Source organism: Faecalibacterium sp. Marseille-Q3530 (assembly GCF_017377625.1).
Lineage (GTDB): Bacteria > Bacillota > Clostridia > Oscillospirales > Ruminococcaceae > Faecalibacterium > Faecalibacterium prausnitzii_E.
On the sequence record NZ_JAFREH010000013.1, the window covers coordinates 1 to 15,295 of the forward strand.

General features: G+C 52.6%; 11 protein-coding genes. 10 read left to right on the forward strand and 1 reads right to left on the reverse strand.

Annotated features, from left to right (window positions below):
- A partial coding sequence (locus tag J3350_RS10605) for a transposon-transfer assisting family protein (protein WP_207686653.1) occupies positions 1 to 152 on the forward strand: 152 nt, incomplete at its 5' end.
- Positions 153 to 255: 103 nt separating this feature from the next.
- Here the strand turns inward: J3350_RS10605 and J3350_RS10610 are convergent.
- Complete coding sequence (locus J3350_RS10610; RefSeq protein WP_207686585.1) at positions 256 to 1,629, reverse strand: sodium-dependent transporter; 1,374 nt, start codon at positions 1,627 to 1,629, stop codon at positions 256 to 258.
- Positions 1,630 to 2,556: 927 nt separating this feature from the next.
- On the opposite strand from J3350_RS10610, the gene J3350_RS10615 reads away from it, so the two are divergent.
- The 9 genes from J3350_RS10615 (at position 2,557) to J3350_RS10655 (ending at position 15,012) form a co-directional block, all read left to right on the forward strand.
- The gene (locus J3350_RS10615) at positions 2,557 to 2,913 is read left to right on the forward strand and encodes a TnpV protein (RefSeq protein ID WP_207686586.1); all 357 of its coding nucleotides are present in this window, start codon (positions 2,557 to 2,559) and stop codon (positions 2,911 to 2,913) included.
- A 161-nt stretch (positions 2,914 to 3,074) separates the two neighbouring features.
- The gene (locus J3350_RS10620) at positions 3,075 to 9,161 is read left to right on the forward strand and encodes a DEAD/DEAH box helicase family protein (RefSeq protein WP_370569312.1); all 6,087 of its coding nucleotides are present in this window, start codon (positions 3,075 to 3,077) and stop codon (positions 9,159 to 9,161) included.
- A complete protein-coding gene (gene mobC, locus J3350_RS10625; protein ID WP_207686587.1) occupies positions 9,158 to 9,490 on the forward strand; it encodes a plasmid mobilization relaxosome protein MobC in 333 nt (110 codons plus the stop codon). The genes J3350_RS10620 and mobC overlap by 4 nt, the downstream gene beginning before the upstream one ends.
- A 107-nt stretch (positions 9,491 to 9,597) precedes the next feature.
- Positions 9,598 to 9,873, forward strand: coding sequence for a hypothetical protein (locus J3350_RS10630; RefSeq protein WP_207686588.1), 276 nt, complete (start codon positions 9,598 to 9,600; stop codon positions 9,871 to 9,873).
- A gap of 8 nt (positions 9,874 to 9,881) precedes the next feature.
- A complete protein-coding gene (locus J3350_RS10635) occupies positions 9,882 to 10,139 on the forward strand; it encodes a hypothetical protein (RefSeq protein WP_207686589.1) in 258 nt (85 codons plus the stop codon).
- A 628-nt stretch (positions 10,140 to 10,767) separates the two neighbouring features.
- Positions 10,768 to 12,183, forward strand: coding sequence for a 6-phospho-beta-glucosidase (locus J3350_RS10640; RefSeq protein WP_207686590.1), 1,416 nt, complete (start codon positions 10,768 to 10,770; stop codon positions 12,181 to 12,183).
- 31 nt (positions 12,184 to 12,214) lie between these two features.
- Positions 12,215 to 13,408, forward strand: a complete 1,194-nt coding sequence (locus tag J3350_RS10645; RefSeq protein ID WP_207686591.1) for a macrolide family glycosyltransferase — start codon at positions 12,215 to 12,217, stop codon at positions 13,406 to 13,408.
- Positions 13,409 to 13,410: 2 nt separating this feature from the next.
- A complete protein-coding gene (locus J3350_RS10650; RefSeq protein ID WP_207686592.1) occupies positions 13,411 to 14,325 on the forward strand; it encodes an AEC family transporter in 915 nt (304 codons plus the stop codon).
- Positions 14,326 to 14,343: 18 nt separating this feature from the next.
- Positions 14,344 to 15,012 carry a GDSL-type esterase/lipase family protein gene (locus J3350_RS10655; RefSeq protein ID WP_207686593.1) on the forward strand — a complete coding sequence of 223 codons (669 nt, stop codon included), beginning with the start codon at positions 14,344 to 14,346 and terminating at the stop codon, positions 15,010 to 15,012.
- Positions 15,013 to 15,295: the final 283 nt, after the last annotated feature.

Here is a 15,295-nt window from a genome sequence, read left to right on the forward strand (position 1 = left end):
CCCGGCTGGGGCTTATCCACGAACTGCGGCTGATGCAGTGCTACCTGATGCCCGATGAAACTGCTCTGCGGGAACTGTCCGAACAGGTCATCGAAAAGCTGAAACTGCTGACCGATGCAGAGTTTGCGGAGGTTGAGTTTCCTATGGACTGATTTTTGCCGCCTGCGGGCGGCGTACATAGAATTTTTCATTAAAGAAAAACAGCCGTTTCCGCTTAAATAAAGAGAAACAGCTGCCTTTTTCAAAAATTTGTTGTCACATGGAAATCCAGCCAAGAGTATTGGCCACTGAACTGATCAGAATGATTGCTGCGAAGACAGGGCAAAGATAGCGAATCATAAAGTTGAAAATCTTTTTGCGGCGGAACGGTTTACCGTCCATTGTGATTTCTTCTTCGATTTTTTCTACGCCGATGACACGGGATACCAGCACGCAGGTGGAAATGGCGGCGATGGGCATCATAACAGAGTTTGTCAGAAAATCGAAGAAGTCCAGAAACTGCATCCCGAACACCGTCACACCGGCCAGCGGGCCGTAGCCAAGCGCGGACAGACTGCCTAAGACAACCATGATAATACCAATGCAGGCGGTAGCCATCTGTCGGTTCCAGCCGAGTTCATCCTCAAAGGTGGAAACGGCACTCTCTGTCAAGGCAATGGAACTTGTAACAGCGGCAAAGAGAACCAACAGGAAGAACAGTACGCCTACAACGTGGCCGAACCCCATACTCTCAAATACTTTGGGGATGGTGATGAACATCAAAGAAGGGCCTGCCTGCAGGGTGTTCGGGTCACCGCCAGAGAAGGAAAACACAGCAGGAATAATCATCAGACCTGCCATGATTGCAATGGCAGTATCAAAAATTTCGACATTTTCCGTGGATTCCTCAATGGAAACATCCTTTTTCATATAGGAGCCGAAGGTCACCAGAATGCCCATGGCAATGGACAGAGAGTAGAACATCTGCCCCATGGCGGTGACAACAGTCATCCATGAAAAGTTTGCAACGTTGGGAATCAGGAAATACTTGACACCGGCCAATGCGCCCGGACGGGTGACCGAGTAAATAGCTATGACCACAGATAACACCACCAGAACAGGCATCATCAGTTTGGACACACGTTCCACACCATTGCGAACACCGGCAAAAATGATGGCCAGCGTGAAAACCGTAAAGATGAGAAAACACACCTCGGCAGACTGGCCGCTGGAAATAAAAGCGGAAAAATAGCCATCCTGTGCTAACTCACTGCCGTGTCCACTGACATAGGTGGAAAGATAACGGATGACCCAGCCACCGATGACCGAATAGTACGGTACAATCAGAATGGGAATGATGGCATTGATCCATCCGCCAAACTTCAGCTTGCCGCTCTTGCCAAATGCTCCGAAAGCGCCGACCGGGCTCTTTTTGGTCATGCGGCCCAGCGCGGTTTCTGCCACGATCATGGTGTAACCAAAAGTAACGGCCAGCACAATGTACACCAGCAGAAAAATCCCGCCGCCATATTTTGCGGCCAGATACGGGAAACGCCAGATGTTGCCAAGGCCCACGGATGCGCCGGCAGCAGAAAGAACAAAGCCGATCTTACCGGAAAAGGCGCTACGCTTGGGTTGTTGTGAATCCATAGTAACACACTCCTATCCTTTTTTTCTATCCACAAACAGGATTAGTGTATCATAAATTTTACAGAGATACAATATTTCGTATCACAATACATTCCCCTGCGGGCAACTATAAAACGGTTGCCCGCTGTTTTTATGCTCAAAAACGGAAGGAGGCAACAATGTCAAGCAAAACCGAAGAATACCTTGCCCTTGCCCAGCGCACGGCCAACGGCTTGACCCGGTACTGGGAAAGCTGGACGGACTACTTGGCCACCGCATCCCGGCTGTACAAGTACCCCTTTGCAGACCAGCTCATGATCTACGCTCAGCGACCCGATGCCACAGCCTGCGCCGATTACGACGTCTGGAACAACCGCATGAACCGGTATGTCCGGCGCGGCTCCAAGGGTATCGCTCTGCTAGACGAATCTAGCGGATACCCGCGTCTGCACTATGTGTTTGATGTGTCGGACACCGGGGTGCGCCGCAATTCCCGTGATCCGGAGGTGTGGCAGCTCGGTCCCGATTTGATGCAGTCGGTTTCGGAGATGTTGAGCAAGACCTACGGCATCAGCGGGGAGCGTGTCAGCCAGCAGCTTGCGGATGTTGCCGGGAAACTGGTGGCAGATTACTGGGACAACAACGGCGGAGACATCCGCGTCATCGTTGACGGTTCGCTGCTGATGGATTATGATGAAGCCGGGATGGAGATGCAGTTCAAGTCCGCTGCCGCCATCAGCGTCACCTACACGTTGCTGGAACGCTGTGGATTCGAGCCTGCCGGGTGGTTCGACAAGGACGATTTTCAGGCGATCTACAACTTCTCCACCCCGGATGCCGTCTTTGCCCTCGGCGCAGCAGTCAGCGACATGAGCCGGGATGTCTTACGCCAAATTGAGCGCACCGTTAAAACAACCATTCGCCGCAGAAACAACGAAAGGAGCCAATATGAATATGAACAGCAGGAACGTGACCTACTCGACCGTCGGGGACTACCAGCTCCCGAACCTGACCCTGAACCAGCCCCGGAAGCCGCTGGGCAAGTACGGCAGGCTGCGCCGGACGTACCTGATGAACCATCGCCCGGTGTTGTACAACACGATGCTCCTGAACGGGAGCCTGTACCCGCACCTGACGGAGGTGGAGCAAACAGCAGAGAGCCGGATGCAGCAAACCATGGAGCAGTTGCTGAAGCAGGCCCCGGCCCCGGACAAGGAGCAGAATCAGATGGTATGGGTGCAGCACATGAACAGCCTGAAAGCGCAGGCCGAGGAACTGGTGCTGACGGAGCTGATCTACAGCTAAGTTTTCTGGATGCGAATATCCCCACAGAAGCCCAGCAAATCGAAAAAATCGACCAAGCGGAGAGCGAAAAAACGCCCTCCGCTTTTGTTTTGTCGCAGGCGGAAATCGAGAACGAACTGCGTAAGCACGGTTCAGGATTTGCAGGTGGTAAGCAGCGCATTATGGCACTGTACCAGAGCCAGCCTGATTGCAATCTCCGTGCCAAGGCACTGGCAAAGGAATACGGCATCGGTGGGCACTCCCACGATTTTTTGGACGGCAGCAGAGGCTTTGTCAACCATGACTGGAAAGGGCTGGAATTCGACCATTACCCCGACCACCAGAAAACCACCCTGAAATGGGCACAGGTGGAACAATATATCGACCTGATGATTCAGTCCGACCGCTACCTGACCGACAAGGAAAAGGAGTATTACACGCCACCCATCAGCGCAAAGCCGGATGGTGCCCTGACCCATGCAAAAAACCTGATCCGGGATTTCTGCTTGGAGGAATACGACTCCGAGCCGGACTTCTCCAATTTGTCCAAGATCGGCATCGCCTACACCAACGCCACAGACGAGGAGATTCCCATTCAAGTTAATGTGGATTTGGTGGGATACCGGGTGGAACGGTATCTGGGTGAGGTGCTGATAGACGAGCGGCAGTACGAAAGTCTGGAGGAACTGACTGAAACCGAGTTGGAGGCTCTGGATTTTTCGGAACTCGTCAGCGTCACGGATGATGAACTGGAGCACTACCACAGCAAGGCGGAAGAACGCCCGGCACGGCTGCCGCTGGATGCCGCCACCGAGTACAACGCCCTGAAGGAGCAGTACCCGGACGCTCTGGTAGGCTTTGAGCAGAACGGACAGTTTGAGTTTTACGGCGAGGATGCCCGGAAGGTCTGCGAGCTTGTAGGTGGAAAGTTGCTGGAAAAGGAAACGGAATTGGGCACAGTCCCGGTCACCGGTTTTCCACGCGACCAGTGGGCATACCGTGCCAAACAACTGTGGCAGTGCGGCGAGAACGTCTATCTTGCTGGGCTGAACGAGGACGGTACCCACCACCAGACCAAGTATCTGCGCCGGGAGGATTATCTGCCGCTGGGCACTACCATCCACATGGAGGGGCGCACTTTCCGGGTTGATACGGTAAATTTTGATAAAGATAGCGTGACCCTGCAGGATGTGGCACTGGCAGAAATGCGGATGCCGATTTTCCGGGAGGAACCGCTGGCGCTTGTCCGGGAGTTGTACGAACAGGAACAGGATATTCCGCAACTTTCCGATGAGGAATTGGACGAATTGCCCATCTCTACTGTGATAGACGGAAAGGTGCAGACCTTCCCGGATGCCGCCGCCTTGGATGAGGCCCTGAATGCTGAACCTGCGCCGGAGCCTGCCGGGAACTTCCACATCACGGATGATGATTTGGGTATCGGAGGTCCTAAGCAGAAATACGCCCGGAACATCGAAGCCATCCGCACCCTGTTTCGGTTGGAGGCGGAGCACCGTGGTGCCACCGCTGAGGAACAGCGGGTGCTTTCCCAGTATGTAGGCTGGGGTGGTCTGGCAGATGCTTTCGACCCCAACAGGGACGGTTGGGCAAAGGAGTACGCCGAACTGAAAGGGTTACTCTCCGAGGACGAATACGCCGCCGCCCGTTCCAGCACTCTGAACGCTCACTACACCAGCCCCACCGTGATCCGTGGCATCTACGATGCCGTGGAGCGCATGGGTTTCCAGTCTGGCAACATTTTGGAGCCGTCCATGGGTGTGGGCAACTTCTTTGGAATGCTGCCGGACAGCATGGCAGATAGCCGGCTGTACGGCGTAGAACTGGACAGCATCACCGGGCGCATTGCGAAAAAACTGTACCCGCAGGCAGACATTACCGTCGCTGGCTTTGAGACCACCGACCGCCGTGATTTCTACGATTTGGCGGTGGGCAATGTGCCTTTCGGTCAGTACAAGGTCAACGATAAGGCGTACAACAAGCTGGGATTTTCTATCCACAACTACTTTTTCGCCAAGGCCATCGACCAAGTGCGTCCGGGCGGCATCGTGGCATTCGTCACCAGCCGCTACACCATGGACAGCAAGGACAGCACCGCCCGCAAGCACATGGCAGAGCGTGCTGACCTGCTGGGAGCTATCCGTCTGCCCAACAATGCGTTTAAGGCAAATGCAGGCACGGATGTTGTCAGCGATATTATCTTTTTGCAGAAGCGTGACCGCCCTGCGGACATCGAACCTGCATGGGTGCAGTTGGGCAAGACCGAAGATGGCTTTGCCATCAACCAGTATTTCGTAGACCACCCGGAAATGGTGCTGGGAAATTTGGAACTGGAAAGCACCCAATACGGTCACGACCTGACCGTTGCGCCCATCGATGGCACTAGCCTTGCCGATCAGCTTGCCGAAGCGGTACAGCATATTGAGGGTCAGTACACCGAAGTCGAGGTAGAAACACCAGATATTGCGGATGCCGAAAACGAGAAGCATATTCTCCCGGCTGACCCGGATGTGAAAAACTTCTCCTACACGGTGGTGGACGGTGAGGTGTTCTACCGGGAAAACTCCGTGATGACGCAGGTGGAGCTGTCCGACACCGCCAAGGGGCGTGTCACCGGCATGGTGGAGCTGCGGCAGATCGTCAACGACCTGATTGACCAGCAGTTGAACGATTACCCGGACGAGGATATTAAAGCGACACAGGCAAAGCTGAACATTGTCTACGATGCCTTTACCGCAAAATACGGTCTGCTGAACGACCGCAAAAATGGGCGGCTGTTTGAGCAGGATTCCTCGTATTATCTGCTGTGTTCGCTGGAAAATCTGGACGAGCAGGGGCAGCTCAAGAGCAAGGCGGCGATGTTCACCAAGCGCACCATTCGCCCGGAGCGCACCGTCACCAGCGTGGATACCCCCAGTGAAGCACTGGCAGTGTCCATGGGGGAGCATGGCAAGGTTGATCTGCCTTATATGGCAGAACTGCTGGGCACACCCGGCGAGTACGGGCGCATCACCACCGAACTCTCCGGCGTGATCTTCAAAGATCCTGCCGCCGACCCCACCGACCCGGAAGCAGGCTGGCAGATGGCAGACGAGTACCTGTCCGGCGATGTCCGGGCAAAGCTGCGAATGGCGCAGTTCGCCGCCGAGACGAACCCGGAATTTGTGGTCAATGTGGATGCGCTGACCAAGGCGCAGCCCAGAGAACTGGAAGCCTCAGAAATTGATGTGCGGTTGGGCGCAACATGGCTTTCCCCGGACATCATCCAGAAGTTTATGACCGAGACCTTCCAGATCCCCTACTATCTGCGCCATGCAGTCAAAGTGAGGTATTCTCCTTATACCGCAGAGTGGCGTGTGGAGGGCAAGACCGCCACCGGGCGGGGCGATATTATTTCCTCTGAAACCTACGGCACATCCCGTGCCAACGCCTACAAGATTTTGGAGGAAACCCTGAATCTGAAAGATGTCCGCATCTATGACACCATCGAGGATGCCGAGGGCAAACCCAAGCGTGTACTGAACAAGCGGGAGACCATGCTGGCGCAGCAGAAACAGCAGGTCATCAAGGACGCTTTTGCCAACTGGGTCTGGCAAGACCCTCAGCGGCGCATTGCGCTGGTGAAGCAGTATAACGAGCTGTTCAACTCAACTCGCCCCCGTGAATACGATGGCTCCCACATCCATTTTGTCGGTATGAACCCGGAAATCACCCTCCGGGAGCACCAGCGCAACGCCATCGCTCATGTGCTTTATGGCGGTAATACGCTGCTTGCACACGAAGTTGGCGCGGGCAAAACCTACGAAATGGCGGCATCCGCTATGGAAGCAAAACGGCTGGGGCTGTGCCAGAAAAGCCTTTTTGTCGTGCCCAACCATCTGACGGAGCAGTGGGCAAGCGAGTTTCTGAACCTTTATCCCAATGCGAAACTGCTGGTGGCACGGCGCAAGGACTTTGAGACTGCCAACCGCAAAAAATTCTGTGCCCGCATCGCCACCGGGGACTACGATGCCGTCATCATCGGGCATTCGCAGTTTGAGCGCATCCCGCTGTCCTTTGAGCGGCAGGAACGTATCATTCAGGAGCAAATTTATGAAACGCTTGCCGCCATCAATGAGCTGAAAGTCCACGCAGGTGAGAATTTCTCCATCAAGCAGATGGAAAAGACCCGGAAAACGCTGGAAACCAAGCTGGAAAAACTGCGCTCCGATGAGCGTAAAGACGATGTAATTACCTTTGAACAACTGGGTGTTGACAGGCTTTTTGTGGACGAGAGCCATTTTTACAAGAACCTCTTTTTGACCACAAAAATGCGGAATGTCGCAGGATTATCCACGAGCGAAGCCCAGAAATCCAGCGATATGTTCGGCAAGTGCCGCTATCTGGATGAGATCACCGGCGGGCGGGGCGTGGTGTTCGCCACGGGCACGCCCGTGAGCAACTCCATGACCGAACTGTACACGGTCATGCGGTATTTGCAGTACAGCACCTTGCAGCAGAAAAAACTGACCCACTTTGACTGCTGGGCATCCACCTTTGGCGAGACCACCACCGCCATCGAACTTGCCCCGGAGGGCACCGGCTATCGTGCCCGCACCCGGTTTGCAAAGTTTTTCAATCTCCCGGAGTTGATGTCCATGTTCAAGGAGGTAGCCGACATCAAGACCTCTGACCAGCTCCACCTGCCTGTGCCGAACGCAAAATTTGAGACCGTGGTGGCAAAACCCTCGGAGATTCAAAAGGAAATGGTGCAGGAACTGAGCAAACGTGCTGCAGAAATCCACTCCGGCATCGTGGATGCGTCCGTGGACAATATGCTCTGCGTCACCAACGATGGGCGCAAGATTGGCTTGGACGTTCGCCTGATGAACCCCATGCTGCCGGACGACCCCAACAGCAAACTGAACGTATGCGTTCAGAACGTGCTGAAGATCTGGGAGAAAGGCAAAGACCAGAAGCTGACCCAACTTTTGTTCTGCGACCTCTCAACACCAAAGAACGATGGCAATTTCAACGTCTACGATGATATTCGCAAAAAGCTGATTGCCGCTGGTGTACCGGAAAATGAGATCGAGTTTATCCACAACGCCGATACCGAAGCAAAAAAAGCGGCATTATTCTCCAAAGTGCGCTCCGGCGATGTGCGAGTTTTGCTCGGAAGCACTGCAAAAATGGGAGCGGGCACCAACGTCCAGTCCCGACTTGTGGCGGTGCATCATCTGGATGTTGGCTGGAAGCCCAGCGACATGACCCAGCGCAATGGTCGCATCATCCGTCAGGGCAATATGAATAAGGAAGTCAAGGTGTTCAATTACGTCACGGAAGGGACATTTGACTCGTACTTGTTTCAGACCCTTGAGAATAAACAGCGATTCATCAGCCAAATCATGACTTCCAAATCTCCGGTGCGCTCCTGCGAGGACGTGGACGAGCAGGCACTTTCCTATGCGGAGATCAAGGCACTTTGTGCCGGAAATCCGCTCATCAAGGAGAAGATGGACTTGGACGTTCAGGTCGCCAAGCTGAAGGTGCTGAAAGCTGACCACCAGAGCCAGAAATTCCGTCTGCAAGACAAGCTGCTGACCAAATTCCCGGCTGACATTCGGGAAACGAACGCCTATATTGCTGGGGTGAAAGCGGACGCACAGCTTGCCGCCGCCCATCCGCAGGGCAAGGAGGAGTTTTGCGGCATGACCATCAGGGGCGTGACCTACGATGAGAAAAAGACCGCCGGTGAGCGTCTGGTGCTTGCCTGCTCCGAACTGCCCAATGCCGAGGAAAAAGTGATCGGCAGCTACCGGGGCTTTGAACTGTCTCTGCGGTTCGACACCTTTCGCAGCGAGTATCAGGCACTTTTGAAGGGCCAGCGGAAGTACACGGTGCCCTTAGGCACCGACCCGCTGGGCAACATTATCCGTCTGGATAATTCGCTGAACAACTTCCCGGAGCGCATTAACTCTGCTGAGAATGAACTCGCCACTCTGCATCAGCAGCAGGCGGCGGCGCAGATCGAGGTGGAAAAGCCCTTCCCGCAGGAAGAAGAACTGGCTGAAAAATCAGCACGGCTTGCGGAACTGAATGCTCAGTTGGACGTAGACGAAAAGAGCCATGACCCGGAGCAGGAGGAACAGCCAGACGAGGATGCCTCTCGCCGCCCCTCGGTACTGGCGGCTCTGGAAGAAAAATCCGACAAGCCGGAGCCGGTGAAGCCCTTCCGCAGTTATTACGACAAGGACGGTGATGCCCGGTGAGGGAAAAGCGGGATGAAATCATTATCCTGAGAACCACAAAAACCGAGAAGAACCGCATTTATGAGAAAATGCTGGGCATGGGCATCCGAAGCCTGAGTGCCTATATCCGTAAAATGGCACTGGATGGCTATTGCCTAAATCTTGACCTGCCGCAACTGCGGCGCATGGCATATCTTTTGCAGATGTGCAGCAACAACCTGAACCAATATGCCAAAGCCGCTAACGAAAATGGTCGGGTCTACGCCGCCGACATGGAGGACCTGCGGCAGCGGCTGGACGAGCTGATCGACATTGGTCGGCAGATTCTTTCCCGGCTGGCAGAACTCTAAAATTTTCCCCGCAGTTGGAGGGCTGCGGGGTACATACGGGTTGACATCCTTGCAGCGCAGGGGTTGACACCTTTATAATAGGAACGAAAGAAAGGCAGGTGCTGGATATGAGGTTCGTTTTTAAGATGATCGTTTTCCCGTTTTGGCTGATTACTGCTTTCCTTGCGCTGATGCTGAAATGGACGCTGAACCTGTCGGCGTTCGTGCTGGCTCTGCCCATGCTGTATATCTTCGGCTGCGGCCTTTATACACTGTACTGCCGGGAGTGGATGCAGTTTTTGATCTTACTGGTGGCAGAGTTTGGCTGCTTTGTGTTGATTTTCATGGGCACTTTGATTGCAGATACAGCAGAGCGTTTTAGTGGCTGGGTTGCCGGATTGTGAGGGGTGCTATGGAAAACCAAAAATTGGAGGCTTGTTATTCTGAGCACAGCAGCACGATTTTTTCTGAAATGCTGGGCGAGGACGAAAACTATCAACGGCTGAAAAACGCCAAAATAGCGGCAGAGAAAGCCTTGCAGAGCATCATCAGCCAAGAAGCGTGGAAGCAATACCTCGCCTTGGATGAGATCTGCAATGAGCTGGAATGCACCCGATATAAGGCGATGTATCTTGCAGGGGCAGCAGACTGCAAAAAACTAGAAGAATGATATCTGCTGAAATCCGTTTTCCTTGAAAGACATACGCACACCTTCTTCTTCGATGTGCTTATAGTATATCACATTTCCTACCATATTGGGTATCTTTCGTTTATTTATCGTAATTTTTTACCTTTGACCTTTTGCCCCCAACATCAGATTCTGAATATAATGTGCGCAAAAAGGCTTGGCTCCACAAAACGAAATTTATTATAACGTACAAAATTTAAGCGCTATTTTGGTGCATATGACGATTGACAAAACTGCATTAACAGTGGTAAAATACAAAAAATATGTAAGGTTTGTTACTCTTTGGAGGCTTTTCCTTGCACATACAAGCATGTTGTTGTATGTTTGTGTGTGTTAGGAGGAGTCTCCATTTTTTTTGAAGTGGAAAAATTATTTTGAAAAGCGAGTAGTAGGCAGGCACCACTTATTAGTTTAAATAAACTGTGAAGCTCATGGAGGAATTTTGAAGTATCAATGGGGCATAAATACAATGTAATTGCACCCCAACTGTACTCACTTTCAAGGCTTTAGAGTATTGGATGGTTTTGACAATATGTCCATCGCAGGCAGACAAAGTTTCTATTAAAAATCCTGCCTGAAACTGAGAAATTGCTGAATTGGAGGATTGTTTATGAGTAAATTCCCAGAACCATTTTTGTGGGGAGCAGCGGCTGCGGCCAATCAGATGGAAGGTGCCTATGATGCGGATGGCAAAGGTTTAAGCATTATGGACGTCATGACTGCGGGTAGCAAAACCGTCAAACGTCAGATGACAGAAAGTATCGAAGATGGTGTGTATTATCCGAATCATGTGGCGGTGGATTTCTACCATCATTACAAAGAGGATGTGGCCCTTTTTGCAGAGATGGGATTCAAGTGCTTCCGCACATCCATTGCCTGGAGCCGAATCTTCCCGGACGGAGATGAATTGTCACCTAATCCCGCGGGTTTGCAGTTTTATCACGATCTGTTCGACGAATGTCTGAAATATGGCATCCAGCCGGTGGTGACCCTGAGCCATTACGAGATGCCTCTCGGCCTCGTGAAAAAATACGGCGGCTGGCGAGATCGCCGTGTGGTGGATTTCTTCACTCGATATTGCGAAGCGGTATTTACTGCCTACAAAGACAAAGTAAAATACTGGATGACTTTCAACGAAATGAATGCCCTGGAATTTGATACCTGGCGTACTGCAGGAATTCAGATTCGTCCTGATGAAAACCGGATGCAGGTTACTTATCAGGCGGCCCATCATCAATTTGTTGCCAGCGCCAAAGCTGTACTACTGGGCCATAAAATCAATCCAAATTTCAAAATTGGCTGTATGACCCTCTTTGGCAGAGTATACCCCGAAACCTGTAACCCACTGGATGTCAAAGCTGCCGATGATATGATGGCGGGGATGCTGGCTTTCCCCGACGTACAGGTGCGGGGTGAGTACCCTCAGCGTCTGCTGAAACAGCTGGATCGCCAAGGTGTCATCCTGCAAATGGAGCAGGGAGATCTGGAGATTCTGAAAAAAGGCACGGTGGACTATATCGCATTCAGCTACTATAACTCATTAACTCAGACAGGCAGCAGAGAGCGCGCCGAAAAGGCAAAGGGCAATGTGGTCATAGGAATTGTAAACTCCTATCTGCCGTCTAATGAATGGGGATGGCAGATCGATCCAATGGGTCTGCGGTTAAGCATGCGTTACCTCTATGACCGATATCAGAAGCCCTTGTTTGTCGTAGAGAACGGTCTGGGTGCATCAGATGTGCTGGAGACAGATGGTTCTGTACATGACCCCTATCGGATCGATTATCTCCGTCGTCATATCGAATCGCTGAAAGCGGCCATTTGTGAGGATGGAATCCCGACCATTGGCTATACCATGTGGAGTTGTATCGACCAGGTTTCCTCCAGTACCGGCGAGATGAAGAAAAGATATGGTCTGATCTATGTGGACCGGGACGATCAGGGGAATGGCACGCTGGCACGGACCCCCAAGGACTCCTTCTACTGGTATCAGCATGTGATTGAGACCAACGGCGAGGAACTGTAAAGCAGCTGCCTCTATGGAAAGGAGTATTTCTATGCATATTGCTTTTGTTTCCCTCGGAGCTTTCGGCCATGTTAACCCCACCCTGGCCCTTGTGACCGAACTGGTGAAACAGGGGGTCCGGGTGACCTACTTCTCCACCGAACAGTTCAAGAATATTGTGGAGCCCACCGGGGCCAGGTTCGTAGCCGTGCCCTCCTGGATGGCACAGCAGGCCGGCCAGCAGGAAGGCGGCGCCGATGAGGACGTGGGCGCCACCGTCCCCTTCCTCTTTTTGAATGAGGCCGGCAGCTACATCGACCCCATCCTGGAGGTGCTGAAAGCCGACAAGCCCGACGCCATCGTCCACGACTTTGCCGGTATCGCCGGCACCATTGCCGCCGACGCCATCCATGTCCCCAACGTGATGCTGTACACCAGCTACCCCTCCAACGACAGCTACTCCATGGCCGCTGGCTTTGAGAGCGTCCCGGCGGAGCATCCCCTCCGCAAAGCCGTCGATGAAATCGCCAAGGGCTTTGTGAAGAAATACGGTTGCCGCAAAATGACGGTGAAGGAAATCTTCGACGGCCACGGAGATTTCAACCTGGTGATGATGCAAAAGCGGCTGGTGCCCCACAACGAGACCTTTGGAGACAACTTTGTGTTCACCGGGGTCCAGATCGGCAAGCGGACCGCCTTCGGCAGCTGGAAGGCCCCCGACAACGGCAAACCCCTGCTGTACTCTTCCCTGGGCACCGCCTTCAACAACTGGCCGGAGTATTACCCTATCCTGTTTGACGCAGTCCGGGACTTGGACATCAACGTCTTCGCAGCCCTGGGTTCCATCGACCCCGCCAGCCTGAAGGACATCCCCGCCAACGTGGAAGTAGGCCAGATGGTTCCCCAGCTGGACATCCTGTCCCAGGCATCGGTGTTCATCACCCACGCCGGCATGGGGGGCACCGGCGAGGCCATCTACTACGGCGTGCCCATGATCGCCATCCCCCAGATGGAGGAGCAGGCCATCACCGCCCGGCAGATCGAAAAGCTGGGGCTGGGCTGCGCCTTCCTGGACAAGAACGCCATCACGAGCGAGGGCCTGAAGGCCGCCATCGTGAAACTGCTGACCGAGCCCTCCTACAAGGCCACCGCTGCGGAATTCAGCGCAGATATGAAGAGCCTGGGCGGTGCCAAGGCTTCTGCTGAGGCTCTGCTGGGATTCCTGACCCGGAAGGGGGAGAAGTAATAGTGGAACTGTTTGGATTGACAGCCCAACAGCTGGTGCTTATGTTGATCTATCTGCTTTTGGGTTATGAGCTGTTCCGCTTCCACATCATTACTTCGGAAGGCAGTCGTGATCTGGCTGCATTGCTGGTGAAACTCGTCATCCCCGCCATCATCATCAATAGTTTCTGTGTTCCCTTTGCGGTGCAGAAACTGGCAGATCTGGCAGTCAGCTGGCTTTTGGCCGCGCTGCTGCTGGCGCTGGCCATCGGTATAGCCCATATTTTGTATCCCCACGCCCCGCTGGAGCATTTCAGCGCCGCCTTTTCCAACGCCGGATTTATGGGCATTCCGCTGGTCACAGCCGTGCTGGGGAGCGAAGCCGTATTGTATGCGGCACCCTTTGTGGCTTTGCTCAACGCCCTGCAATGGACCTATGGCATGGACGTAATCCGGGAAAAGAAAACCCCTCTTTCCCTTGGCCGGATTTTCTGGAATCCCCCTATGGTGGGCATTGGAGTAGGTCTGATCCTCTTTGTCACTGGATGGGGAGACGCAATGCCGGCTCTGCTGGGCAATGCCCTTCAGGGAATCTGTGCATTGAATACCCCTCTCGCCATGATGATTCTGGGGGTTTATCTGGCCAAAGAATCCCCAAGGACCCTGTTCACTGATAAAAAACTCTATCAGGTATGTGCCGTCCGTCTGCTTCTGGTCCCGGTGGTTTCCATTGCGGTCCTATGGGCCCTGCCTGTCCGGCGAGACATCGCCTTAGCTGTTTTGATATGTGCCGCCGCTCCAGTGGGGGCCAATGTAGCAGCCTACTCCCAACTGCTGAACAAGGACTATGTCTACGCCAGTAAGATTGTGGTGTTTTCAACGTTGTTCTCCTTGATCTGTTTGCCACTGATCGTTATAATTGGACAAATGGTTTTATAAAAGACAGGAGGTTCTACGATGGACTTTGATACATTTTATCAGGAAAATCTAAAGCGGGAAAAAGCTGACAAAATCACCCGCTATCATCATCTGAACCGCTATGTACGAAAAGGACAAATCGTGTTCGCCGGTTCCAGTTTGATGGAGCAGTTCCCCATTTATGAGTTTTTGCTGGACGATCAGCTTCCCTTCACCATCTACAACCGGGGTGTGGGCGGTTTTACAACTGCGGAAATGTTGCAGACTCTGGATGCCTGTATCTTCGAGCTGGAGCCCTCTCATCTGTTCCTGAACATCGGGACGAATGACCTGAATGGACCTGATTATGACCAAAACAGACTGATTTCCAACTACGAAAAAATCCTGCAAGCTGTCCGTCAGCACTTGCCTCAGACCAAGCTCTATCTGCTAGCCTATTACCCGGTAAACCCTAATGTCACAGATATTCCCTACCTGAAGGAAGTATTCCGTCACAGGACAAATACGCGAATTGCGGCAGCCAACGAAGCTGTCAAAAAGTTAGCACAGAAGTATGGTGCGGAATACCTGAATCTGAATGATGGACTGACAGATGCAGACGGTGATCTCAAAGCAGATTTTACAGTGGAAGGTATGCATATGTATGCAGACGGATATCGTTTCATATTGCGTAATCTGCTGCCAGTATTAAAACAAATTCATTTGTAACTATTTATAGATTACTTTTAGGCAATCCTGATCACGGTGTACTCATAATAGATAAATATTATCGGAGCATTCTGAACCTTGGATCTTGAGTTTCTAGGGTCACGGCAGTCTGTTCCGATAATATTTTGTCAATCATCTGTCTATCAAAGTTAATCTAAATGAGCCGCTTCCTTTCCTCGTTATAATGCACAATTCTGCGGAGTTTTCTTGGTGAAATTCACAGCTTGACATTTTCATATTAAAAATCTATAATATAGAAAAATAAAGCGGTTTGTTACTCTCC